At 65.7% G+C, this 24,090-nt stretch carries 20 protein-coding genes; 13 read left to right on the forward strand and 7 right to left on the reverse strand.

Features of this window, described 5'->3' with window-relative positions:
* Positions 1–146 precede the first annotated feature (146 nt).
* Positions 147–2,162 (reverse strand): acetyl/propionyl/methylcrotonyl-CoA carboxylase subunit alpha, encoded by a 2,016-nt coding sequence (locus GGD65_RS05165; RefSeq protein ID WP_018320641.1) that lies wholly within the window; start codon positions 2,160–2,162, stop codon positions 147–149.
* Positions 2,163–2,325: 163 nt separating this feature from the next.
* Complete coding sequence (locus tag GGD65_RS05170) at positions 2,326–3,417, reverse strand: putative zinc-binding metallopeptidase (RefSeq protein ID WP_183234566.1); 1,092 nt, start codon at positions 3,415–3,417, stop codon at positions 2,326–2,328.
* A 213-nt stretch (positions 3,418–3,630) separates the two neighbouring features.
* On the opposite strand from GGD65_RS05170, the gene GGD65_RS05175 reads away from it, so the two are divergent.
* The 3 genes from GGD65_RS05175 to GGD65_RS05185 all read left to right on the forward strand — a co-directional run bounded on the left by GGD65_RS05175 (position 3,631) and on the right by GGD65_RS05185 (position 7,804).
* Entirely contained in the window at positions 3,631–6,108 is a 2,478-nt protein-coding gene (locus GGD65_RS05175) for a PAS domain-containing sensor histidine kinase (protein WP_183234567.1), read from the forward strand.
* 81 nt (positions 6,109–6,189) lie between these two features.
* On the forward strand, positions 6,190–7,440 hold the full coding sequence (locus tag GGD65_RS05180; RefSeq protein ID WP_183234956.1) for an arsenic transporter: 1,251 nt from the start codon (positions 6,190–6,192) through the stop codon (positions 7,438–7,440).
* A 127-nt stretch (positions 7,441–7,567) separates the two neighbouring features.
* Positions 7,568–7,804, forward strand: coding sequence for a hypothetical protein (locus tag GGD65_RS05185; protein WP_026202394.1), 237 nt, complete (start codon positions 7,568–7,570; stop codon positions 7,802–7,804).
* A 68-nt stretch (positions 7,805–7,872) separates the two neighbouring features.
* Here the strand turns inward: GGD65_RS05185 and GGD65_RS05190 are convergent, their stop codons facing one another.
* Positions 7,873–9,237, reverse strand: coding sequence for an MFS transporter (locus GGD65_RS05190; protein ID WP_183234568.1), 1,365 nt, complete (start codon positions 9,235–9,237; stop codon positions 7,873–7,875).
* Positions 9,238–9,261: 24 nt separating this feature from the next.
* Entirely contained in the window at positions 9,262–10,029 is a 768-nt protein-coding gene (locus GGD65_RS05195) for a GntR family transcriptional regulator (RefSeq protein WP_018320647.1), read from the reverse strand.
* 182 nt (positions 10,030–10,211) lie between these two features.
* Here GGD65_RS05195 and GGD65_RS05200 point away from each other — a divergent pair, with 182 nt between their 5' ends.
* Genes GGD65_RS05200 through GGD65_RS05210 form a run of 3 tightly spaced genes read left to right on the forward strand, consistent with a single transcriptional unit; the run spans position 10,212 to position 13,244 of the window.
* Positions 10,212–11,411: a mandelate racemase/muconate lactonizing enzyme family protein gene (locus tag GGD65_RS05200; RefSeq protein WP_183234569.1), complete on the forward strand. Its 1,200-nt coding sequence runs from the start codon at positions 10,212–10,214 to the stop codon at positions 11,409–11,411.
* A 12-nt stretch (positions 11,412–11,423) separates the two neighbouring features.
* Complete coding sequence (locus GGD65_RS05205; RefSeq protein WP_091957176.1) at positions 11,424–12,191, forward strand: glucose 1-dehydrogenase; 768 nt, start codon at positions 11,424–11,426, stop codon at positions 12,189–12,191.
* Between the two features lie 21 nt (positions 12,192–12,212).
* Positions 12,213–13,244 (forward strand): L-idonate 5-dehydrogenase, encoded by a 1,032-nt coding sequence (locus tag GGD65_RS05210; RefSeq protein ID WP_179738502.1) that lies wholly within the window; start codon positions 12,213–12,215, stop codon positions 13,242–13,244.
* 94 nt (positions 13,245–13,338) lie between these two features.
* On the opposite strand, the gene GGD65_RS05215 is transcribed toward GGD65_RS05210, so the two are convergent.
* Positions 13,339–14,229, reverse strand: a complete 891-nt coding sequence (locus tag GGD65_RS05215; protein WP_183234570.1) for a DUF3280 domain-containing protein — start codon at positions 14,227–14,229, stop codon at positions 13,339–13,341.
* 191 nt (positions 14,230–14,420) lie between these two features.
* On the opposite strand from GGD65_RS05215, the gene GGD65_RS05220 reads away from it, so the two are divergent.
* The gene (locus GGD65_RS05220) at positions 14,421–15,803 is read left to right on the forward strand and encodes a sensor histidine kinase (protein ID WP_183234571.1); all 1,383 of its coding nucleotides are present in this window, start codon (positions 14,421–14,423) and stop codon (positions 15,801–15,803) included.
* Positions 15,800–16,462: a response regulator transcription factor gene (locus tag GGD65_RS05225; RefSeq protein ID WP_018320653.1), complete on the forward strand. Its 663-nt coding sequence runs from the start codon at positions 15,800–15,802 to the stop codon at positions 16,460–16,462. Before GGD65_RS05220 ends, GGD65_RS05225 begins: the two co-directional genes overlap by 4 nt.
* Positions 16,463–16,491: 29 nt before the next feature.
* Here GGD65_RS05225 and GGD65_RS05230 read toward each other — a convergent pair whose 3' ends face one another.
* Positions 16,492–17,475, reverse strand: a complete 984-nt coding sequence (locus tag GGD65_RS05230) for a VOC family protein (RefSeq protein ID WP_183234572.1) — start codon at positions 17,473–17,475, stop codon at positions 16,492–16,494.
* A gap of 144 nt (positions 17,476–17,619) precedes the next feature.
* Here GGD65_RS05230 and GGD65_RS05235 point away from each other — a divergent pair, with 144 nt between their 5' ends.
* The 4 genes from GGD65_RS05235 to GGD65_RS05250 all read left to right on the forward strand — a co-directional run bounded on the left by GGD65_RS05235 (position 17,620) and on the right by GGD65_RS05250 (position 22,142).
* Positions 17,620–18,411, forward strand: a complete 792-nt coding sequence (locus GGD65_RS05235) for a DNA-binding transcriptional regulator (RefSeq protein WP_183234573.1) — start codon at positions 17,620–17,622, stop codon at positions 18,409–18,411.
* 76 nt (positions 18,412–18,487) lie between these two features.
* Positions 18,488–20,011 carry a bifunctional 3-(3-hydroxy-phenyl)propionate/3-hydroxycinnamic acid hydroxylase gene (locus GGD65_RS05240; protein ID WP_183234574.1) on the forward strand — a complete coding sequence of 508 codons (1,524 nt, stop codon included), beginning with the start codon at positions 18,488–18,490 and terminating at the stop codon, positions 20,009–20,011.
* Between the two features lie 24 nt (positions 20,012–20,035).
* Entirely contained in the window at positions 20,036–20,887 is an 852-nt protein-coding gene (locus tag GGD65_RS05245) for a fumarylacetoacetate hydrolase family protein (protein ID WP_183234575.1), read from the forward strand.
* A gap of 43 nt (positions 20,888–20,930) precedes the next feature.
* A complete protein-coding gene (locus tag GGD65_RS05250; protein ID WP_183234576.1) occupies positions 20,931–22,142 on the forward strand; it encodes an ABC transporter substrate-binding protein in 1,212 nt (403 codons plus the stop codon).
* A 4-nt stretch (positions 22,143–22,146) separates the two neighbouring features.
* On the opposite strand, the gene GGD65_RS05255 is transcribed toward GGD65_RS05250, so the two are convergent.
* Positions 22,147–22,989, reverse strand: coding sequence for a hypothetical protein (locus GGD65_RS05255; protein ID WP_018320659.1), 843 nt, complete (start codon positions 22,987–22,989; stop codon positions 22,147–22,149).
* A gap of 215 nt (positions 22,990–23,204) precedes the next feature.
* Between GGD65_RS05255 and GGD65_RS05260 the strand changes: the two genes are divergently transcribed.
* Complete coding sequence (locus GGD65_RS05260) at positions 23,205–24,089, forward strand: IclR family transcriptional regulator (RefSeq protein WP_018320660.1); 885 nt, start codon at positions 23,205–23,207, stop codon at positions 24,087–24,089.
* Position 24,090 lies beyond the last annotated feature (1 nt).

The following is a 24,090-nucleotide window of genomic DNA, read 5'->3' on the forward strand; positions in this document are numbered from 1 at the left end:
GCCTCACTCCAAAATCCTCATCCTGAGGAGCGCGCTCTTGCGCGCGTCTCGAAGGATGCAGGCCCGGCTGTGGCCTCGCCCTTCGAGACGCCGCGCAAAAGCGCGGCTCCTCAGGGTGAGGGTCGACTGTCGTGCTCCGGAGCGCCTTACGCAAACTCCAGAATCAGCGCGTCCACCGCCAGCGTCGCGCCCGCGCTGGCGTGAACCTTCTTCACGGTGCCGTCCTGCTCGGCGCGCAGTACATTCTGCATCTTCATGGCTTCGACCACCGCGAGCGTCTCGCCGGCCTTGACCTCCTGCCCTTCGGTCACCGCGATCGAGACCACGAGCCCGGGCATCGGGCACAGCAGCTTCTTGCCGGTGTCGGAGGCCGTCGTCACCGGCATCAGCCGCGCCGAGGTCGCTTCCGCTTCGGTCCAGACATAGACGGGGACCTCGACGCCCTGATGCGCGAGGCGAATGCCGTTCGGAATAGGCCGCGCCTGCACCGCGACGAAGTGGCCGTCGATGGTACCCTGCCAGACCGGATCGCCCGGCTTCCACGGCGACTGCAACAGATGCGCATTGCCGGCCTTGCCCTCGGCATCGACGAAGCGGATCGCGATCGCATCACCTTCGCGCGCGACCTCGAGCTGGATCTCCTGGCGGTCGAGCCAGACCGCGCGACGGCGCTCGCGCTGCACGACGCGGCCGCCCAACTGACCGGAGATCTGCCGCTTGCGTTCGCCGAGCACGTGATCAATGGCGGTGCCGACCGCGGCGATGCGCCGGGCGACCTCGCCTTCCGGCACGCGCACGGCAAAGCCCTTGGGAAATTCCTCGGCGATGAAGCCGGTCGAGAGCCGTCCCTCGCGCCAGCGCGGATGATGCATCAGCGCCGACAGGAACGGGATGTTGTGCCTGATGCCGTCGACATAGAACGAATCCAGCGCGGTCGCCTGCGCCTCGATCGCGGCCGCGCGCGAGGGCGCATGCGTGACGAGTTTTGCGATCATCGGATCGTAATGGATCGAGATCTCGCCGCCCTCCTGCACGCCGGTGTCGTTGCGGATGGTGATGCCGTCGTGGCTCACTTCCGCCGGCGGACGATACTTCACGAGCCGCCCGATCGAGGGCAGGAAGTTGCGGAACGGGTCTTCGGCGTAGAGGCGCGATTCCACCGCCCAGCCCGTCAGCGTGACGTCCTTCTGCGCGATGGCGAGCTTCTCGCCGGCGGCAACGCGGATCATCTGCTCGACGAGGTCGATGCCGGTGACGAGCTCGGTGACGGGATGCTCGACCTGGAGGCGCGTGTTCATCTCCAGGAAGTAGAAGCTCTTGTCCTGCCCCGCGACGAACTCGACGGTGCCGGCGGAGTCGTAATTCACCGCCTTGGCCAGCGCGACGGCCTGCTCGCCCATCTTGCGGCGGGTGGCCTCGTCGAGCAGCGGCGACGGCGCCTCCTCGATGACCTTCTGGTTGCGGCGCTGGATCGAGCACTCGCGCTCGCCGAGATAGATGACGTTGCCGTGCTTGTCGCCCAGCACCTGGATCTCGATGTGGCGGGGATCGACGATGAATTTTTCGACGAAGACGCGGTCGTCGCCGAACGAGGCCTTGGCCTCGGCCTTGGCGAGGTTGAAACCTTCGGCGACCTCGGCCTTGGAATGGGCGATGCGCATGCCCTTGCCGCCGCCGCCGGCGGAGGCCTTGATCATCACGGGGTAGCCGATCTCGTCGGCGATACGGACCGCGTGCTTGTCATCCTCGATGACGCCGAGGTGGCCCGGCACGGTCGAGACCTTGGCCTTGGCCGCCGCCTTCTTTGACTCGATCTTGTCGCCCATCGCCGCGATCGCGCCCGGGTTCGGGCCGATGAAGACGATGCCTGCGGCCTCCAGCGCGCGCGGAAACGCCTCACGCTCGGACAGGAAGCCGTAACCGGGATGCACGGCTTGCGCGCCCGTCTTGCGGCAGGCCTCGACGATCTTCTCGATCACCAGATAGCTCTCGGCTGCCGCCGGCGGGCCGATCAGCACGGCCTCGTCCGCCATCTCGACATGAAGGGCGTCGCGGTCGGCTTCGGAATAGACGGCGACCGTCTCGATTCCCATCTTGCGGGCAGTCTTGATGACCCGGCAGGCGATTTCGCCGCGATTGGCGATCAGAATGCGTTTGAACATGCTTTTCTTGAGTCTCGACCTTGGGCGGGACCCTTCCCTGGCCGTTGGGGCCTATGGGACGGGCCGTGTGGCTCCCGTGGTACATCAAAATGGGCCGGAGGCAACGGTCTAAATCCGGGCCATCTGGCGTACCAGCGCAAGACCGAAAGGGGCTCGGCGAGCCCTAGGGACGCCCTGCGGCGCCCTGCGCCTTCCCAGACTTGGCGACGTCCCGGACCAGGCCATGAATGAAGCCCAGCTTGCCGACCACGGCGGGCGACAGGATGAAGGGATAGAGGTCGCGCAGGCCCATGGCGCGGTTGACGCTGTTCATGGCGAAGGTGAAGGGCAGCCATGCGTTGACCAGCGCCTCGACGTCCCTGGCCTCATAGGGGTTGAAACGGATGCGCGCCGTCAACTCCCCGTCGCGGTCGACCTTGGGACGCACCTCCATGCCGAACTCGGCGGCCATCTCCAGGGTGTCGACGATGTGAAGATAATGCGCCCAGGTCTCGGCGAAATCTTCCCAGGGGTGCATCGTGGCATAGGCCGAGACGTAGTTCTGCTGCCAGTCCGGCGGCGCGCCTTCGGCATAGTGACGCTGCAGGGCCTGGCCGTAATCGGTGGAATCGTCACCGAATACCGCGCGGCATTCCTCGAGCTTGCCGCCATCGCGGACCAGCACATCCCAGAAATAGTGCCCGACCTCATGCCGGAAATGCCCGAGCAGCGTCCGATAGGGTTCTCCCATCTCGAGCCTGCGCCGCTCGCGCTCGATGTCGTCGGTCTCGGTGAGCGCGATCGTGATCAGGCCGTTGTCGTGGCCGGTCATGACCTTCTCTGCGCTGTTCGGATCGTCGGCAAGGAAATTGAAGATTAGACCATGCTCGGGATCGTCTTGCCGGGCCTGGAGCGGCAGCTTCCAGCGGATCAGGGAATAGAACAGACGGTGTTTCGCCACCTCCAGCTCGCGCCAGCCGGCAAGCTGGGCGGGGTCGGACAAATCCGGCACGATGCCGTTGTGGCGGCATGCGCGGCAATAGCCGTTGCCCTCGCCCGTATCCGTCAGCCAGTTGCAGGCATCGTACTCGGCATTCCGGCACAGCATCCGGCTTTCGCCCTTGTCGGCCAGGATTCGCCAAGCCTCTCCGTCGGGCTCGATCGCCGACATTGTCTCCTTCTCCGGCAGGAAGGCGACCCGATGGCCGCAGCGTTCGCAGGCACGGTTCTCGAAATAGAGAATGTTGCCGCAGGCCTGGCAGACAAAGAGCTTCAAGATTTATCCTCTTCGGAAAGAGAGCCTTATCAAAGACGTTCGTGACGCCTCGCGAAGACGCCTCCGCCGGCCGATCGTTCCAGTCTCCGGAACAAATTGCCAGACCCAGCGTTCGTTCATACGTACCGCCCTCCGTTTCATGGCGCCTTTCCAAGCCCAATCCCTCTAAACAATGGCCATCACGCTCCGTCTGTGTGAATATCGGTCCGGCACGTGCGCTCCCGCATGACAACGGCCGATGCCTTGAACGATCCCTTGCCCGAGACCATCGCTGCCGAAAGGCTGCGCCAACACCTCGAAGACGTCGCGCGCGAGCGCGACAACGCCTATCGCGCGCTCCAGGAGCGCGAGGCCGAGCTGGCGCGCATCCAGCGCATCGGCAAGGTCGGCGGCGTCGAGGTCGATTTTCGCGAAGGCTTCAAGAACCGCCGCTCGCCCGAATACCTCATGATCCACGGCCTGCCGCCGGAGGCTGCGGAGGAATCGCACGAGGATTGGGTCAATCGCATCCATCCCGACGACCGCGACGCCACCGTCAAGCACTTCATCGAGGCTCTCGCCGGTACGAGCGAAGACTACAGCGCCGAGTACCGCATCGTCCGCCCCAATGACGGCGAAACCCGCTGGATCCGGGTCGTCGCCAAGATCGAGCGCGACAAGGACGGCCGCGCCATCCGCCTCGTCGGCGCCCATATCGACATGACCGACCAGGCGCTCGCGCGCGAGACGCTGCGCGAGAGCGAGGAGCGCTTTCGGCTGATCGCCGACAGCGCGCCGGTGCCGATCTGGGTGACCAAGCTCGATCGCAAGCGCTCCTTCGCCAACCAGGCCTATGTCGATTTCGTCGGCCTGCCCTACGATCAGGCCATCGACTTCGACTGGCGCAAGGTGCTGCACCCCGACGACCTGCCGCACGTGCTGCAGCAATCGGTCCAGGGTGAAGCGTCACTCAAGCCCTTCGTGCTGGAAGCGCGCTACAAGAATGCCAGCGGCGAATGGCGCTGGCTACGCTCGGAATCGCAGCCGCGCTGGGACCCGACCGGCAAGCATATCGGCTTCATCGGCGTCGCCCACGATATCACCGTCGCCAAGCAGGCCGAGATCGAGCTCAGGCGGCTCAACGAGACGCTGGAAGAGCGCATCGCCGAGCGCACCGCCCAGCTCGAATCCAACGAGGCGCGACTGCGCGCGATCCTGGAGACCAGCAACCAGTATCAAGGCCTGGTCAATCTCAGGGGCGAGCTGCTTTACGCCAACAACACCGCACTCGACGGCATCGGGGCGAGCTCGTCGGATGTGATCGGAAAGCCGTTGTGGGAGACGCCCTGGTTCAGCGCGACGGAGGGCATGAGCGCGCTGGTGCGCGAAGCCTTCCACACCGTGCTCAAGGGCGAAGCCGTGCGGCTGGAGATGCGGCTGCGCCTTCCCATCGGCGAGCGCGATTTCGACTTCGGCATGCGCCCCGTGCTGGACCGTCACGGCAACATTACCGGCGCCGTCCCTGAAGCCGTCGACATTACCGAACGCCGGCGCGGCGAGGAAGCGCTGCGGCAGTCGCAGAAGATGGAGGCGATCGGCCAGCTCACCGGCGGTGTCGCCCACGACTTCAACAATCTCCTCACCATCATCCGCTCGGCCACCGATTTCCTGCGCCGCCGCGAGCTGCCGGAGGAGCGCCGCCGCCGCTATGTCGATGCCATCTCCGAGACCGTCGAGCGCGCCTCCAAACTGACCGCTCAGCTTCTGGCGTTCGCGCGCCGGCAGCCGCTGAAGCCGCAGATCTTTAACGTCGGCAGCCAGGTCGAGGGCGTGGCGCAGCTGGTCCGGCCGCTGGTCGGCGGCCGTATCGACATCGCGGTGGAGATTCACGATGCCGACTGCTTCACCGTCGCCGACATCGCCCAGTTCGAGGCCGCGCTGATCAACCTCGCCATCAACGCCCGAGATGCCATGAACGGCGAAGGCCGCCTGATCATCGCCGTGCGCAAGGTCTCCGGGATTCCCAGCCTGCGGGCGCAATCGGCGCGCGGCGGCGACTACGTCGCGATCTCCGTCACTGACACCGGCAGCGGCATCGCGCCGGAACATCTCGACTCGATCTTCGAGCCGTTTTTCACCACCAAGGAGGTCGGCAAGGGCACCGGCCTCGGCCTCAGCCAGGCTTTTGGTTTCGCCAAGCAGTCCGAGGGCGACGTCGCGGTGACGAGCACCCAGGGCAAAGGCGCGACCTTCACCATCTATCTGCCGCAGGCACAAAGCCCCGCGACCGACAAGGAGGCCGCGGCACTGACGCATGAGGCGGCGGCCACCGGGCGCGGCTATCGCGTGCTCGTGGTCGAGGACGACGACGAGGTCGGCCGCTTCTCCACCGAGCTGCTGGAAGATCTCGGCTACGTCGTTCGCCGCGTCGCCAACGCCAACGCCGCGCTGGCGATCCTCGGCGAGAACGAATTTGCCGTCGACCTCGTGTTCTCCGACGTCATCATGCCCGGCATGAACGGCGTCGAGCTCGCCGGCATCATCCGCGAGCGCTATCCGGGCCTGCCCGTGGTGCTCACCTCCGGCTACAGCAACGTGCTCGCCGAAAACGCCCATCGCGGTTTCGAATTGATCCAGAAGCCGTATTCGGTGGAATCGCTGTCACGCATCCTGCGCAAGGCGATCACGGAGAAGCTATCGGTGGCGCGGTGACGCGAGCCGAGATTTGAGGCTGGCGGATCGATCCGGGGCACGGTAGTCAGGAGCGGTTTTCCGGAGATCAACTTGCCGACCGTGCCGTCTGACGCCATCTGGGCCTGGAGCATCATCGTAGTCGCGACAGCAGGCGTCATCATCCGCCCCTTTCGCCTGCCCGAGGCGGTCTGGGCGGTGATCGGCGCGAGCGCCCTGGTGCTATCAGGCTTGCTGCCGTGGCAAGACGCGCTTGCCGGCATCGAAAAAGGCCTCGACGTCTATCTCTTCCTGATCGGCATGATGCTGATCGCCGAGCTCGCGCGCCTCGAGGGCCTGTTCGACTATCTCGCCGCGCTCGCGGTCGAATACGCGGCCGGCTCGCCGCAGCGGCTGTTCCTGCTGATCTATCTCGTCGGCACGCTCGTGACGGTGCTGCTCTCCAACGATGCCACCGCGATCGTGCTGACGCCCGCCGTCTATGCCGCGACGCGCGCAGCCGGCGCCAAGCCACTGCCCTATCTCTTCGTCTGCGCCTTCATCGCGAATGCCGCGAGCTTCGTGCTGCCGATCTCCAACCCCGCCAATCTCGTCGTGTTCGGTGCGCGTATGCCGCACCTGACGGAATGGCTGCGTATGTTCGCCCTGCCCTCGGTGGCGTCGATCCTGCTGACCTACATCGTGCTGCGCCTGACCCAGCACCGGGCCCTGAAGGAGGAGACGATTGCGCGCCGCGTGCCGCATCCCAAGCTCGGCCAAGGCGGCAAGCTGACGGCGATCGGCATCGTCGCGATCGGCGCCGTGCTGATCACGGCGTCTGCGCTGGACAAGCAGCTGGGCCTGCCGACCTTCATCTGCGGCGGCGTGACAGCCGCGATCGTGCTGCTGCTCAGCCGACAATCGCCCTTGCCCGTGCTGCGCGGCGTGTCCTGGAGCGTGCTGCCGCTGGTCGGCGGGCTCTTCGTCATGGTGGAGGCGCTGGTGAAGACCGGCGTGATCGGACGACTCAGCGCGCTACTGCATGAAGCAGTCGCGCAATCCGTCCCGCAAGCCGCCTGGAGCGTCGGCATCGCGACCGCAATCGCGACCAACATCGCCAACAATTTGCCCGTGGGCCTCGTCGCTGGCTCGGTCGCCGCCAGCGACCATCTGCCCGCGCCGGTCGTCAGCGCCATCCTGATCGGCGTCGACCTCGGCCCCAATCTGTCGGTGACGGGCTCGCTCGCCACCATTCTCTGGCTGGTCGCGCTCCGGCGGGAGAAGATCGAGGTCGGCGCCTGGCCGTTCCTCAAGCTCGGCCTGCTGGTGACGCCGCCCGCCTTGATCGCGGCACTGGCGGCGGCCATCAGGTAACGCAGGCTCCGACCTTCGAAATTAAGCGCAAGCTATTTGCGGTGCGTCAATGCCGGCAGCGACGCTGCGGCTAGAATTCCATTGTCGCGCAAATCAGATCGATAGTGCGCGGCAAGGAAGGACCATCATGCAGATCCAATCGAAAGCGTTGCCGCAGAGCTCCTTTCTGCGTCGCGCGATCCGCAGCCTCACCGCAGCGAGCGAGAGCGGTGTCGAGACGGCCCATCCCCTGCTGGTCTTCTCCGCAGTGGCGTTGTTCACACTGTTTGTCATCGTGGAGGTCGACCTCCACTCCGCCCAGCTTCAGGCGCTCGGCCTGCTCGGCCATGGAATGGGCATCGATCCGGTCTTCCTGAGCCCGTAGTCGCCGGCCCCAGCGTTCCGAAATCAGTCCCGATCGCGGCGACGACGCCGCGACCGGGTGGCGCATCGTCAGTCGTTCTCGTAGCCGTAGACTTCCGGCAGGATGAAGATCGCGGCGAGCAATCCGATCAGCGGGAAGATCGCGACCATCAGCGTGGCATTCGCCTGCCCGATCGCGGCGAACACCGTCGGGAACAGGAAAATCGCCAGGAACGACGGCAGCTTCACGAACATGTAGGCGAAGCCGCTGGCGGTGCCGCGATATTTCGGCTTGGCGACCATGGTCGGGATCGTCATGCAGTTCGACGCGTCCCAGTAATGGCCCCACAGCATCGCGGCGGCTGCGAACGGCAGCAGGATCTTGTTATCGGTGTAGAGCGCGAAGGCCGCGACCAATAGCGAGGCCAGCACGATCGAGAAGCCGGCGATCGCGATGCCGCGGTGGCCGATCTTCGGCGTCAGCAGCGGCCCGACCCAGCCCGACAAAGCGGCGAAGGAGAACAGCGCCATCGTCACCAGGTTGATGCCGAGCACGCTCGACACGCCGACCATCACGAACAGCACCGGCAAATAGAACGCGAAGGTCGAGAACTCGCTCGCCTGGGTGAAACAGGCGATCCAGCCATACAGCGTGGCGCGCCAGCGAATCGGGTCCTTCTTGAGGTCGGCGAGGAACGCACGGGTGCTGGTTTTGGGAACCACCACGTCATGATTCGGCAGCATGTCGAGATTGTCGTTGAACATCTCGCGCGCGACCTGCTTGGCCTCGCGGTAACGGCCCTTCTGCACCAGCCACACCGCCGTCTCCGGCACATCGTGGCGCATCAGAAGGATGATCAGCGCCGGCACCGCGCCTAGGCCGAGCGTGACGCGCCACAGCATCTCGTGCTGCATGTCGATCAAGAGGAAGATCACGATGACGCCGATGGTCAGGACCTCGCCGACCGCGAACATGAATTGCCAGCGATTGCCCATGACCTCGCGCTCGCCCTTGGCCATGGATTCCATGATGTAGGTGTAGCCGGTCGAGATGTCCGAGCCGAGCGGGATGCCGAGCAGGAAGCGGATCACGATGAGCCAGGTGACGTCAGGCACGAAGGCCTGCGCCAGCGCCAGCACGATGAACATCACCATCGTCACCAGGAACATGACGCGGCGGCCGATCTTGTCGGACAGCCAGCCGCCCAGCAGCGCACCGATCAGGGCACCGCCCTGCGTGCCCGCCGCGGCAAGGCCCAGCATCAGCGCCGTGGGATTGTACTGCTCCTTGATGAAGATCAGCACGAAGGCGATCGAATAGAGGTCCCAGGCTTCGACCAGGATCGAGGCCATCATCAGCCAGCCGACCTTGTTGCCCTTGGGACTGTAGTTCGTGATGAGGTAGCGGACCGCGGCTTCGCTCGCGGTCGGTTGTGGCATCGCCATCGTTGTCATGCTTGGTCCTCTTTTCAAAACTTGCTACGTGCCGAGCAGCGGCTCGATGCTGCAATCGAGCAGGCGCGGATCGATCCCCGCTTCCATGCCGGTGAATATCTCGCCCATGTAGTCGATCAGCGCATCGCTCGCCTTCACCGCATCATCGACGCGGCGGCTGGCCACCGCGGCGAGAATGGCGAGATGACAATCGATCGTGCCCGACAGATCGGCCTGCCCCGGCATGAAGCGGTGGTGGATGTAGCCGATGCGCCGGTACAGCGTGTGCAGCGGCCGCAGCGTGTGCACCAGGAACGGCTCGCCGGCGGCTTCCAGCACCAGCGCGTCGATGCGGCGGTCGATGCTGTTGAATTCGTCGAGGGTCAGGCTGGCGCGGCGCTCGCGCAGGAGACGTTCGATATGCAGCGCCTGATTGCGATGCGAGAGGCTGGCGCGATCGGCCGCAAGGCGGATCACGAACCGCTCCATGTCGCGGCGCAAGGCCAGCAGCATGCGTTCGCGTGCAAGGTCGATCGGGGCAATGTGCAGGCCGTGGCGCGGACGGATGATGATGAGCGTATCGGCGGACAGACGATTGACGGCGTGGTGCACCGGCGTGCGCCCGAAGCCGGTGATCTGCTGCAATTCCAGCATGGTCATGAACTGACCGGGCTTGAGCTCGCAATGAACGAGGAGCTCCTCGATCCTCTGATAGGCCAGCTCGAAGAAGTTGAGACGATTGCGCCGGGAGGGCCTGCCCTCGCCGTCATCGTCGCTTCTCACCACTTCGAGCGCGCGCTTGCGCCGTGCCATGTTGTCCTCCCTGCCACCCTGCTCGCGCTGCCGAGCGGCGGCTTATTTGTGATATCCTTAAAACATGTTGTGATATATTACAAGCGGGCGTATGACTGCCTGCCGGGATCGCCGCTTTTGACCGGCATAGCCACGAACAACAAGACGGGCGCGAGGCGCCTTATCATGGGAGGACTGTTGCAGTGAAGATCACTTCGATCGAGACCCTGCGCACCGAGGAATTCTCCAACGTCATCTGGGTGCGAATCCACACCGACACCGGCGTGATCGGGCTCGGCGAGACCTTCTACGGCGCGGGCGCGGTCGAGGCGCAGATCCACGACACTTTTGCCGGCCGCCTGCTCGGCCGCAATCCCCTGCACATCGAAGCCATCCACCGCGACATGCTGAACCTGCCGATGGCGCAGTCCTCCACCGGCGTCGAATACCGCGCGGCGTCCGCGATCGACATCGCGCTGTGGGACCTGTTCGGCAAGGTCTGTAGTCAGCCGGTGCACCAGATGCTCGGCGGCCTCTGCCGCGACAAGCAGCGCATCTACAACACCTGCGCCGGCACGCAATATGTCCGCTCGACCAATATCAGCCCGGTCGCGAACTGGAATCTCGGGGCGTCCAAGGGCCCCTATGAAGACCTTGATGGCTTCATGAATCACGCCGATGCACTGGCCGAGAGCCTGCTGGAAAGCGGCATCTCCGCGATGAAGATCTGGCCGTTCGATCCGGCGGCGCAGGAGAACAAGGGCCTTTACATCACCGCCGCGCAGATGAAGCAGGCGATCGAGCCGTTCGAGAAGATCCGCAAAGCGGTCGGCGACAAGATGGAGATCATGGTCGAGCTCCACTCGCTGTGGAATCTGCCGACCGCCAAGCAGATCGCCCGTGCGCTCGAGCCTTACAAGCCGACCTGGTACGAAGACCCGATCCGGATGAACTCGCCGCAGGCGCTGGCCGAATATGCCCGCTCGACCGACGTCTGGGTCTGCGCCAGCGAGACGCTGGGCTCGCGCTTTCCCTACAAGGACATGCTCGACCGCGACGCCATGCACGTGGTGATGGCGGATCTGTGCTGGACCGGCGGCCTCACCGAGGGCCGCAAGATCGCGGCGATGGCCGAGACCTATCACCGGCCCTTCGCGCCGCACGATTGCATCGGCCCGATCGGCTTCATCGCCGCCATCCACATGTCGTTCAGCCAGCCCAACACCCTGATCCAGGAATCGGTGCGCGCCTTCTACAAGGGCTGGTACAATGAGCTCGTCACCACCATGCCCGTGATCAAGGACGGTTTTGTCTATCCGATGGAGGGACCAGGCCTCGGCGTCGACCTTCTGCCCGCCGTATTCGACCGCTCAGATCTCACCGTGCGCCGCTCCAACGTCTAAGGACTTTCTGACATGAGCACCTCTCTTTTCGATCTCTCCGGGCGCACGGCGCTCGTGACCGGCTCCTCCCGCGGCCTCGGCCGCGCCATCGCGGAAGGCATGGCCAAGGCCGGCGCGAAGATCATCGTCAACGGCGTCGATCCCAAGCGAGTCGAGCAGGCTGTCGCCGAGTTTCGGGCCGCCGGACATCAGGCTGAAGGCGCAGCCTTCAACGTCACCGACGAGCCCGCAATCGTCGCGGCGTTCAACGACTTCGACAAGAAGAACATCGCGGTCGACATCGTCGTCAACAATGCCGGCATCCAGCACCGCAAGCCGCTGGTGGAGTTCACCACCGACGAATGGCGCAAGGTGATCGAGACCAACCTCACCAGCGCCTTCGTGATCGGCCGCGAGGCCGCCAAGCGCATGATCCCGCGCAAGCACGGCAAGATCATCAATATCGGCTCGCTCGGCAGCGAGCTCGCCCGGCCCACCATCGCGCCCTACACCGCGGCCAAGGGCGGCATCAAGAATCTCACCCGCTCGATGGCGGTGGAATGGGCCCAGCACGGCATCCAGGCCAACGCGATCGGCCCCGGCTACATGCTGACCGACATGAACGAGGCGCTGGTCAACAACACCGATTTTAACAACTGGCTGATGGGCCGCATCCCCTCCAAGCGCTGGGGCAAGCCGGACGAGTTGGTCGGTGCCGCGATCTTCCTGGCGTCGGATGCCTCGACCTATGTCAACGGCCAGATCATCTATGTCGATGGCGGCATGATCGCCGCGATGTGATCCGCGAACCAGGAGCAAGCCATGCGCGCCGTCGTCATCCACGCCCCGAAGGATCTCCGGATCGACAATTATCCCGATCCGGCCCCCGGCCCGGGCGAAGTCCGCGTCAAGATCGCCAATGGCGGCATCTGCGGCTCCGATTTGCATTACTACCATCACGGCGGCTTCGGCGTGGTGCGCATCCAGCAGCCGATGGCGCTGGGCCATGAGATCGCCGGCGTGGTCGCGGCCGTCGGTGACGGCGTCACCGACGTGAAACCGGGCACGCGCGTTGCGGTCAATCCGAGCAGGCCGTGCGGCCAGTGCCTGCATTGCCAGGAAGGCATGCGCAACCAGTGCCTCGACATGCGCTTCCTCGGCAGTGCGATGCGCTTCCCTCATGTGCAAGGCGGCTTCCGCGAGTTCATCACGGTCGATGCCACGCAGGCGGTGCCGATCGCGGACAAGCTCTCGCTGGCGGAAGCCGCGGTCGCAGAGCCGCTCGCGGTGTGCCTGCATGCCGGCAAGCAGGCCGGCCCCCTGCTCGGCAAGCGCGTGCTGATCACGGGTTGCGGCCCGATCGGCGCGTTGATGATCCTGGTGTCGCGCTTCGGCGGCGCGGCCGAGATCGTGGTGACCGACGTGGCCGAGGCGCCGCTCGCGGTCGCCAGGAAACTCGGCGCGACGCACGCCATCAATGTCGCAGCCAATGCCAGCGCGCTCGATCCCTGGCGCGCCGGCAAAGGCGTGTTCGACACGCTGTTCGAAGCCTCCGGCAATCAGGCGGCGCTGCGCACCGCGCTCGACGTGCTCCGTCCCGGTGCGACGCTGGTGCAGCTCGGCCTCGGCGGCGAGATGACGCTGCCGATCAATTCCATCGTCGCCAAGGAATTGCAACTCCGCGGCACCTTCCGCTTCGATCCCGAATTCGAGCTCGCTGTGCGCCTGATGGGCGAAGGCCTGATCGACGTGAAGCCGTTGATCACGGCCACCATGCCGTTCGAGAACGCGGTCGCCGCGTTCGAGCTCGCCAGCGACCGCTCGCAGTCGATGAAGGTGCAGCTTACTTTCTGAGCATGATCCGGAAAAGTGTGCAGCGGTTTTCCGAAAAGATCATGCTCAAACAAAGATCTAAAGAGCGATGAGTCTCATTAGCTGCGCCGGCGGCCTACTGGCTCTCGATCAGCCGGTCGCCGACCAGCCGCACCGCGCCCCGTTTCCACGAATAATCCGCGCCGAGGCGCAGGCCGCTGTCGCCACGCGCCAGCACCGCGCCGGTGCGGGCGTCGCGCACCTGGAAGCCGAAGGTGTATTCGGTGCGGCTGACCCGCCGCACCACGCCGATCAGCGATTGATCCGCGCCGAGCTCTTTTGCAATCGCGGCCTCGCAGCCGCCGCAGTCGCGTAACGCGCGCGCCTTCGCCGCCTCGCCGCTCGCGCTGCCGACGTCGACGATGCGGTAGCGGCCGGACTGGCCGAGCACGTCACGCACGCCGCCGGTGGTCTCGGCGAGGTACGATGCGTCCGAAGCGGCCGAGGTGCCCCCCGATGCGGCCGTCATGTCCTCCAGCTCGAAATCGAACACCGCAAGCGCGACCGGCGCGGGCGTGCCGAGCGCCGCAATGACCTCGCGGGCGAGGAACGCCTCGGCACGGTCCCAGGCCTCGTCGTTGTCGCCGCGGAATGTGTAGAGCTTCTCGAACAGGACCTTCTTGGCCGCGGTATCGATCACGGCGACCCGCGCCCATTGCACCAGCGTGCTCGTCTTCTGGACGCCGCCGACGACCTTGAATTTTGCATCGGCTTGCCCGGCGGGCGTAAGCTGGTAGCGCTTGTCGGCCCCGACATCCCGCCGCAGCGCGGCCATGAACGCGCCCAGCTGCTTCTCGTGGGCGGCGGTCTGGTCGACCGGCTCGCCGGACGTATCCAGGTACTGGAAATCCTCGATCGACACGCCGGCCGGTGCTGCGGCCGCCGCCTCGGTGCCCGCGCCGGCAGGCCGGACACCCATGAGGACAGCAAGGAGAAAAGCAGGAAGGATCAACCGGGAGAGGTGCATGAGCGTGGCCTCGCAGATGGAGCGGTTGGCAAATCTCGGCGGCAGCCTGACACCCTGCAACAGGGGCCGTCCCGGTGAGCGCCGGGAAAATTTCACGTCGTTGCACTGCGGTAACGTGTGGCGCTTTGCGCGGCTGGCGTTCTGCCGTTTAATGCGGCGGCGACAAGCCTGTTCGCGCTAGGTGCTGCCCGATGTGGAACCGTCCGAGATTCGATCTCAAGGTCCGTCTGACGTTGCGCGTGGCCGCCATAACGGCCGCCTGCTTCGCCGCAATCTCCGCCTATTTCCTGATCGCGGCCGATCGCGCGGTGCACGCGCGCATCGACGGCATCGCCGCGATCGTGGCGAAGTCGCTGGAGCTGCAACAGGGCAAGATCCAGTGGGTGGCCGGCCCGCGCGACTTTCCCAACCTTGATCCCGTCGCGGCCTATGTGATGACGCCCGGCCTGTGTCTGGCTTTCCGTGGCCCGAGCGGCGAGATGCTGCAGCGATTCTGTAGCGGTGCGCCTGCCCCGGCGAGCCCGTCGCCGCAGGTCTTCGCGGCCTTCTATCGCAGCCTGTTCGACCCCGGCCGCGAAGCGGCACGGCCCGTGATCGTGCGCGGCGCCAAGCTCGGCGAGACTGTGGTTTCGGTCGATCCGGCCGTGCAGACGGCGGAGGCCTGGCACGAGGCCGGCCGCCTGATGATTGCGTTTGCGATCGCGCTGCCGCTGCTGTGCTTGCTGGTCTACGCCGCGCTGGCGCGCGCGCTGCGCCCGACCCGCCTGATCCGCACCGGCCTCGAGCGGATCGCCGCCAACGACCTCTCGGCGCGGCTGCCGCCGTTCGATCTGGCCGAACTCTCCGCGATCCGCGACGGCTTCAACCATCTCGCCGAAAGCCTCGACAATGCGCTCGCCGAGCGCAGCGAGCTGACGCGCAAGCTGATCGCGCTGCAGGACGACGAGCGCCGCCATCTGGCGCGCGAGCTGCACGACGAGTTCGGCCAGTCGCTGGCCGCGATCCGCGCCCTCGCCTCCTCCGCCCGCCAGACCGCCGCGCAGGACTGCCCCGCTTTGCTCGGCGAATGCGATGGCATCGCGCGGACCGCGACCAGCATGATGGAGACGTTGCGCGGCGCGCTGTTCCGGCTGCGCCCGCCCGACGTCGAGGAGCTCGGGCTGGTTGCGAGCCTGGAAGGCCTCGTCGCGGGCTGGAACGGACGCAGCCGCGGCGAGACGCGCTTTTCGATCCATTTCGACGGCGCGGTCGAGACTCTGCCCGCCGCGATCAGCGCCAACCTCTACCGCATCGTGCAGGAGGCGCTCACCAACGCCGCCAAGCACGCCGGCGCCACCAAGGTGGACCTGCAATTGACGATGGCGGCAGACGAGATCGCGCTTGCCATCGACGACGACGGCCGGCCGAACGACGCGTCGGTCAAATCCGGCATGGGCCTGCTCGGCATGCGCGAGCGCGTTGCGGCCTTGCGCGGCCGGATGAGCTTCGAAGTCGTTGCCAACGGCGGCTCGGCGCTGCGCGTCGTCATTCCGCTCACCGCCGCCGATCGGCAGGTGCTGGAGCATGCGGCATGAGCGCGGCCGATGCCTCGATCCTGCTGGTCGACGACCATTCGGTGGTCCGCGAGGGTTATCGCTCCGTGCTCCAAAAGCAGCCGGGCCTGCGCGTCATCGCCGAGGCCGCCGACGGCGCAGAGGCCTATCGTCTTTACAAATCCGAGACACCCGACCTCGTCATCATGGATTTGAGCATGCCCGGTATCGGCGGCATCGAGGCGGTCAGGCGGATCAGGCAATGGGACAAGGGCGCCAGGATCCTCATCTTCACCATGCATCAGAATGCGGGCTTCGCCGTGCAGGCGATCCGCGCCGGCGCCAGGGGTTACGTCACCAAGACCAGCCCGCCGGAAACGCTGGTGCGGGCCGTGATGGACGTGCTCGCCGGCAAGATCGCCATCAGCCCCGACATCGACCACGAGTTGGCGCTGAGCCGGCTCGGCGGCGAAAGCTCGGCCGCCGACGTCCTCACCGCCCGCGAGTTCGAGGTGATGCGGTTGCTGCTCGCGGAGCGGACGACGGAGGAGATCGCCGAAACGCTGCATGTCAGCCCGAAGACGGTGGCAAACCTGCATTCCCTGATCAAGGACAAGCTCGGCGTCGGCTCCGACATCGAGCTGGTCCGCCTCGCGCTGCGCCAGGGACTGCTGACCGAGCCCGATCTCGGCGAAGCCTGAGCGTTCAGGCTACGCCGCGCGACCACGGATCATTCGCGCGCGACCACGTGGTCCAGCCACGCGCAGTTAAGCGGCGGCACGCGGGGATCGGCGACGCGCACGCCGCGCGCCGCCGCATCGAGCCGCATGTCGCGCAGGCGCTTGCGCTGTTCTTCCGACATATGGAGGCGCTCGTGGCCCCACAGCGACGGGCCGTCGAACGTCTCATGCGGCTGCCAGGTCTCGGGATCGATGACGCGCGCGCCCCAGCCATATTCGATGAAGAAGCCGGAAGGGGTGTTCACGTAGAACGAGGTCATGTGGTCGTTGGTGTGCCGGCCCAGCGTGTAGGCGACGCGGCCTTCGTCCAGCTGCGCGAGATCGTAGCCTTGTCCGACATCGTCGAGGCTGCCGAGCTCGACCATGAAATGATGCATCGCCTTGCGCCCCGAGCCGACCATCGCGAAGCTGTGGTGGCGACCGTTGACGTGGAAGAAGTACAGCCCGTACGGCTTCAGTCCGAAATCCGAGACGTGGAAGCCGAGCACGTCGCGGTAGAACGGCAGCAGGGGCTCGACGTGCTCCACATTGAGCACGACGTGCCCCATGCCGAGCGCGCCGGTACGGAAGCCCGAGATCGGCCGGCCTGGCCTGAAGGGCTCGGACGCAAGCTCCGGCTTGCAAAAAGCTTCCAGCCGGTTGCCGGCGGGATCGGCGAACGAAATCAGCTCGGCGACATGCCGCTCGTCAGCGAGCGCGCGCGAGCCGCGCGTCACCTTGACGCCGTGGCTTTCGAGCCGTCCCGCCAATTGATCCAGCTCTGCCGTGGACGGAACTTCCCATCCCATCACCGCAAGGCCGGCATCGCTGCTGCCGTCCACGATCAGCCGCTGCTTGCGATCGTCCATGCGGAACGCGCACATCTTGCCGCCGCGATCGACCCGCTGCATGCCGAGCAGTCCCGTCGCCATCCGGCCCCACTGGTCGAGCTGCGATGAATTGATTGCGATATAGCCGAGCGCGGTGATTTCCATCGAATTCCTCCCGAAGGCATCGCGTGTGCCGCAATGCGGCGAACTTGATACCGGCCGCCCACGATCTTAACGTGGCGCTCCGCAATCGCTTCGCGTTCGCAACGATAATCGCGAGACCGCGCGCCACAAGGGAGGAAATGCGAAGTGTCCAAGGAGCGGACGGGGACGGCAGCCCCCCGGCAGTCGGAAGGCGTCCGCGCCTTCAAGCGCGGGCTCGACGTGCTGCGAGAGGTCAATCGCTCAGGCGGCATCCGTGCCGGCGACGTTGCCCGCGCGCTCGACCTGCCCCGCCCCACCGTCTATCGCCTGCTCGAGACTCTGGAGGAACTCGGCTATATCGCCCGCAGTGCCAGCGACGATCGTTTTCGCGTCACCCGCCGCGCGCTGAGCCTCGGCGACGGCTATGATCCCGGCGTGGTGATCTGCCAGGCGGCGGCGCCTTATCTCGCCGAGCTCAGCAAGGATCTGGTCTGGCCGGTCGATCTCTCCACTTACGAGAACGCGGCGATGGTGGTGCAGGAGACCACCCATTCCCGCAGCCCGCTCTCGATCGACCGCGGCATGATCGGCAGGCGCCTGCCGATGCTGCGGACGTCCGCGGGCCGCGCCTATCTCGCCGCCTGCCCGGCCCGCGAGCGCGACCTCATCGTCAATCATCTGCGCCGCATCGACGAGGCCGACGACCGCCCCTTTCTCGACGAAGCCCGCCTCGATCGCATGATTGCCGAGACGTCGGCGCGGGGTTACGCGATTCGCAGCGAGGGCGAGTATAATCCCAAGACGGCTTCGATCGCCGTTCCCATCGTGCGGGGCGGCGTCGTGTTCGGCTGTATCTCCATCATCTGGATTCGCTCGGCGCTGGGGATCGACGAGGCGATTGCGCAGTTTGCAGCGCGGCTTCAGGAGACGGCCGCGGCCATCCCGGTTGAGGACTAGGCGGATCCGTCCGCTGGGCGGACACTTGGCGCGGCGGCGTTGAATGGGCGGCATGGCTTGGGGAAGAGATAGCCCCATGCAAAATAAATCCGTCCCCGAAGAGTTCGATGTCGTGATCGTGGGCCGTGGTCCGGTCGGCGCCACGCTCGCCAATTTGCTCGGCCTGTGCGGCGTTCGCACGCTGGTGCTGGAGCGCGAGGCGCGGACCTATCATTTGCCGCGCGCCGTGCATTTCGACGACGAATGCATGCGCGTGTTCCAGACCATCGGTTTAGCCGACGCGATCCTGCCGCAGACAATCCTCAGCCCCGGCATGCTGTTTCTGGACGCCAACGGCAAGATGCTGCTGGACTGGTCGCGCCCGCAGACATTGACCCCGATGGGGTGGCATCTCAGCTATCGCTTCCACCAGCCCGATCTGGAGGACGTGCTGATCGGCGGTCTTGCCCGCTTTCCCAACGTCACCTTGCGCAACCGCTGCGATGTGTTCGCGCTCGATCAGGACGAGTATGGCGTGCGCGTCCGCTACGAAGACCTCTCGAACGGAACACTTACCGAAGTCCGCGCAGGCTATGTGATCGGCTGCGACGGCGCCCGCTCGCTGGTCCGCCGCTTCATCGGCTCCGGCATGGACGATCTCGGCTTCCACGAGCGCTGGCTGGTGATCGACGTGCTGCTCAAGCGCGCGCGCGACGATCTCGGCGATTACAGCCTCCAGCATTGCGATCCCAGGCGTCCGGCGACCTATGTGCGCGGCACCGGCACGCGGCGCCGCTGGGAGATCACGGTTCTCCCGGACGAGGATTCCCAAGAGATCGCGCAACCGGCAAAGACCTGGGAGCTGCTATCGCGCTGGATCACGCCTGATGATGCCGAACTCGAACGCGCCGCGGTCTACACGTTCCATTCGGTCATCGCACAGCAATGGCGCAGCGGCCGATTGCTGCTCGCGGGCGATTCCGCGCACCAGACCCCGCCCTTCCTCGGCCAGGGCATGTGCGCCGGAATCCGCGATGCCGCAAACCTCGCCTGGAAGCTCGCCGCAATCATCCAGGGCGCCGCCGCACCCGATCTGCTCGACACCTATCAGAGCGAACGCCAGCCGCATGTGCGCGAATTCATAGAGCTCGCCATCCGTCTCGGCGGCGTGATCAACACCAAGGCGATCGAAGCGGGCCTTGCCGCCGGCCAGGCCCGGGAGAATGCGCCGGTGAAGCTCGAGGTGAAAAAGCCCCTGCTCGGCCCCGGGCTCGCGCTCGGCGAGCTGCCCTTGGCCGGACATCTCGCGCCGCAGTTCGAGCTACGGGACGGCCGCCGCGGCGACGACCGGATCGGTTACGGCCACGTGCTCCTTGTCGAGAGCGCGACCACGCACTCATCGCGCCCGGCTCTGTCGCAGGCCGGAATCAAAGTCCTCACCAGCGACGATGCCGAGGGCATCGGCGACTGGCTTCGCGAGCACGGCATCATCGCCGCACTGGTCCGCCCGGACCGCTATGTGCGCGGCACTGCCCGTAACGAGGCCGAACTCGACCGGCTCGTCGCCGCTCTCACGCCTCCAACCCAGATTTCTTCAAACCATGTGCCGTCCGCGGCCTGACCCAACATTTCTCAAGGATATCTCATGAAGCTGCTTTCTTTCATCGCCGACGGCCGCGCCTCTTTCGGCGCCGTCAAGGACAACGGAATCGTCGATCTCGGCGGGCGTATGGCGCCCTGCACCACGCTGCGGCAGTTGCTCGAAGCGGATCGCCTCGCCGAGGCGGCAAAGCTGGTCGCGTCCACGGCGCCCGATCATCCGCTCGACAAGATCAGCTTCGCCCCCGTGATCCCCGATCCCGGCAAGATCATCTGCGTCGGCCTGAACTACCGCGATCACGTCGCCGAAACCGGTCGCACCATCACCGAGAAGCCGGCGCTGTTCGTCCGCTTTCCCTGCAGCCAGGTCGGCCATCTCCAGCCGATCGTGAAGCCGAAAGTGAGCGACGATTTCGACTATGAAGGCGAGCTCGCGCTGGTCATCGGCAAGGAAGGCCGGCACATCCCGGCTGGCCGCGCGCTCGATCACATCGCCGGCTATTCCTGTTACAATGAAGGCAGCATCCGCGACTGGCAGCGCCACACCAGCCAGTTCCTCTCCGGCAAGACCTTTGCCGAGAGCGGCAGCTTCGGCCCCTGGCTGGTGACGGCGGACGAGATTCCCGATCCGTCGAAGCTCGCCTTGCAGACGCGCCTGAACGGCACCGTCGTGCAGGACACCACCACCGACCTCCTGATCACAGGCATCCCCGAGCTGATCGCCTACATCTCCACGATCTGCCCGCTCGTTCCCGGCGACGTCATCGTCACGGGCACCCCGGGCGGGGTCGGCGCCAAGCGCACGCCGCCGCTGTGGATGCGCCCCGGCGATACCGTCGAGGTCGAGATCTCAGGCATCGGAACCTTGCGCAACACGGTCATCGCCGAACCGGCCTGACCACGTCTTCAAACAATCAAAAACGACAAAGTCAGGAAACGCCATGGCCAACCTCCGCACGACATCCGCCGCCATCCTGCTGGTCACGCTGGCGCTCGCGGGCCCGCCTGCGCGCGCCGAGATCAAGGGCGATGCGATCCGCATCGGCGTGCTTACCGACATGAACGGCGTATTCGCCACTGCGATGGGTCCGGGCTCGGTCGAGGCGGCGCGAATGGCCGCGGAGGAGTTCGGCGGCAAGATCAACGGCAAGCCGATCGAGATCCTGCAGGCCGACCACCAGAACAAGCCGGATCTTGCGGCATCACTCGCCCGCAAATGGTTCAGCGACGGTGTCCAGGCGATCGCGGATGGTGGCAGCTCCGGCGCGGCACTCGCGGTGCAGGAGCTCGTGCGCGGCAACGGCAGGATCTTCCTCGTCTCCGGCGCCGGCGCCAATCAACTGACCGACGAGGCGTGCGCGCCGACCAGCGTGCAATGGACCCAGGATGCCTATTCCACCGCGACCGCCGTGGTCTCCGGCATCATGCAGACCAGCAAGGAGCCATGGTTCTTCATCACCGGCGACTATGCCTTCGGCCATTCGATCGAAGCGACCGCACGCGCCCGTATCGGTGAGCTCGGCGGCAAGGTCGCCGGCAGCGTCAAGGCGCAGCTCGGCACGCCCGACTACTCGTCGTTCCTGCTGCAGGCGCAGTCCTCAGGTGCCAAGATCCTCGCCATCAACGTCGCCGGCGACAACGCCACCGCAATCAAGCAGGCCGAGGAATTCGGCCTCGCCGACCAGGGCATCAAGATCGTGCCGATGTCGTTCCAGAACGTCGATATCGCGGCTGTCGGGCTGAAGGCGACCCGTGGCGACCTCATCGTCACCTCGTTCTTCGAGGACGTCTCGCCCGCCGCCCGGAAATTCTCCGACGCCTTCTATGCGCGCCGCAAGGCCATGCCCTCGCAGATCCAGGCCGGCGTCTATTCCGCCGTGCGTCACTATCTGCAGGCGATCAAGGACACGGATACCGACGACAGCGCAGCCGTGATGGCGAAGATGAAGGCGACGCCGGTGTCGGATGCCTACACCCCCAACGGCCGCATCCGCGAGGATCAGCGCATGGTGCACGATCTTTATCTGGTGCAGGTCAAGACACCCGAGGAATCCAAAGGACCCTGGGATTTCGTCAGGCTGGTCGCGACCATCCCGCCCGACCAGGCCTTCCGTCCGCTCGACCGCAGCAAGTGCAGCCTGGTCGGTAAATAACCGCTCAGGCCAAGTACCGCGCCAGATAGCCTTCCATCGCATAGAGCGCGCAGAGGGCGAGGCTCGACCACACAGCGGCGCTGAAATACAGGAACATCCAGGTCAGCTCGCCCTTCCAATGGGCGATGTCGTGAGTCACCACCCAGCGCGTCGAGACGTCATGCAGGCCTTCGAGGAAGCCCAGGAACCTGCCGCCCTCGGCGTGCCCGGCCCGCCAGCGGCTGAGATACATCGGCACGTCGACGGTGACGAGGAAGGCGAGGAAGCAGGCGATGCCGACGATGCCTGACATCAGCGCCCAGCGCACCGGGCCCTGGAATTCCGGCATCAGGCGGCACAGCGCGATGCCGGCGAGGAAGAAGGTCACCGCCCACAGCGAGTTCTCGATCGCGTTGTAAAGGAAGTTGGTCGTCACCACCGCGTACCAGGAGAAACACTCCGCGATGATGATGATCGGCACGATCACGAGCGCGATGTTCACCGCGGTCTCGGCGCCCGTCATCTTTCCGAACTGATGCAGGATGATGGCCCATTGCGCGACGAAGCAGAGCTCGGCCACGGTCGCAACCGTTCGGCCGACGACGACGCTCGAGAGCCAGGTGTCGAACAGGCAGATGCGCTGCACGTCGGCGCGCGGCAGGAATGAGCGGAACGCGCAGCCGAACACATAGCCGGCACACAGCAGCAGCATCAGCCCGATATCCGAGCCGCCACTGAGGCTGCCTGCGGGCGTCGGGTAGAATTCGCGGTACAGCATGAACCACACCAGGATATTGGCGCCGCTCACGAGCGTGAGGGATCCCCACCACCACGCGAGGGGATTTGACCGCGCCTGCCACTGCAACATGAACCGCTCCGCAAATTTATCGATCTGACATGTCGTCGTAATAATCCTGTCACAACACGACATGCAATCACGACAAAAATCTGTGTGTGCGGCGCGGTCCGCGCGCGTCCTTCAACGAAAACCCCGACGCGATATATGTGTCCACATATTGGACAATTTTGCCGTTTTCGCCGAATCTATTGGACAGAAGCGATTTCGCCGTCTGATATTCGGGGATGACCCCGAGAGATTCATCCAAACCGCGTCATCCGCTCTCCTCCGCCGCCGCAGTGCTGGCGGAGAGTGTCGACGACGCCGCCTTCGCCACGACGCTGGCAAAGGGGCTCGTCGTGCTCGAGGCGTTCAAGGCCGGGAGCACGCTGCTGGGCAACATGGAGCTGTCGGCGCTGACCGGCATTCCGCGGCCGACGGTGGCGCGGCTGACGCACACGCTGGCCGAGCTCGGCTACCTCCGCTACGACGCCGAGCGGGCCAAGTACCGCGTCGCTGCGCGGGCACTGCGGATCGCGCATCCTCTGCTTGCCGGAATGCAATTCCGCCAGATGGCGCGGCCCATGATGCAGGAGCTGGCGCTCAGCGTCCGCGGCACGGTCTCGATCGGCCTGCTCGACGCGACGTCGATGATCTATGTCGAGACCGCGCGCTCCGGCGATGTCGGGCCGCACGCGCCCGACATCGGCATGCCGATTCCCGTGGTGATGACCGCCATGGGCCGCGCCGCTGCGGCGACCTTGCCACCAGCCGATGCAGACCGGCTCGAACGGAACATCGGTGCTGAAGACCCCGAGCTGTGGTCGGCCTTCCGCGACAAATACCGGGCCGGGATCGCGCAATGCAAAAGCCGCGGCTTCTGCACCTGCTGGGGCGAGTACATGGCCTCCATCCATGCCGTCGCCGCGCCGCTGTTTCACACGAGCGAATCGAGGCAGTCGTTCTCGATCAATTGCGGCATCCCCGCCTTCCGGCTCCAGCCGGGCCAGCTGGAAGGCGAGATCGGCCCGCGCATCGCGGCACTCGCCGACAGCATCCGCGCCATCGTCGGACAGGCCGAGCTCGCGCCGCCGCGCAAGACCAAGAAAATCACAAGCGCCGGAAAATGAC

It is taken from the genome of Bradyrhizobium sp. CIR18 (assembly GCF_014198295.1).
Taxonomy (GTDB): Bacteria; Pseudomonadota; Alphaproteobacteria; order Rhizobiales; family Xanthobacteraceae; genus Bradyrhizobium.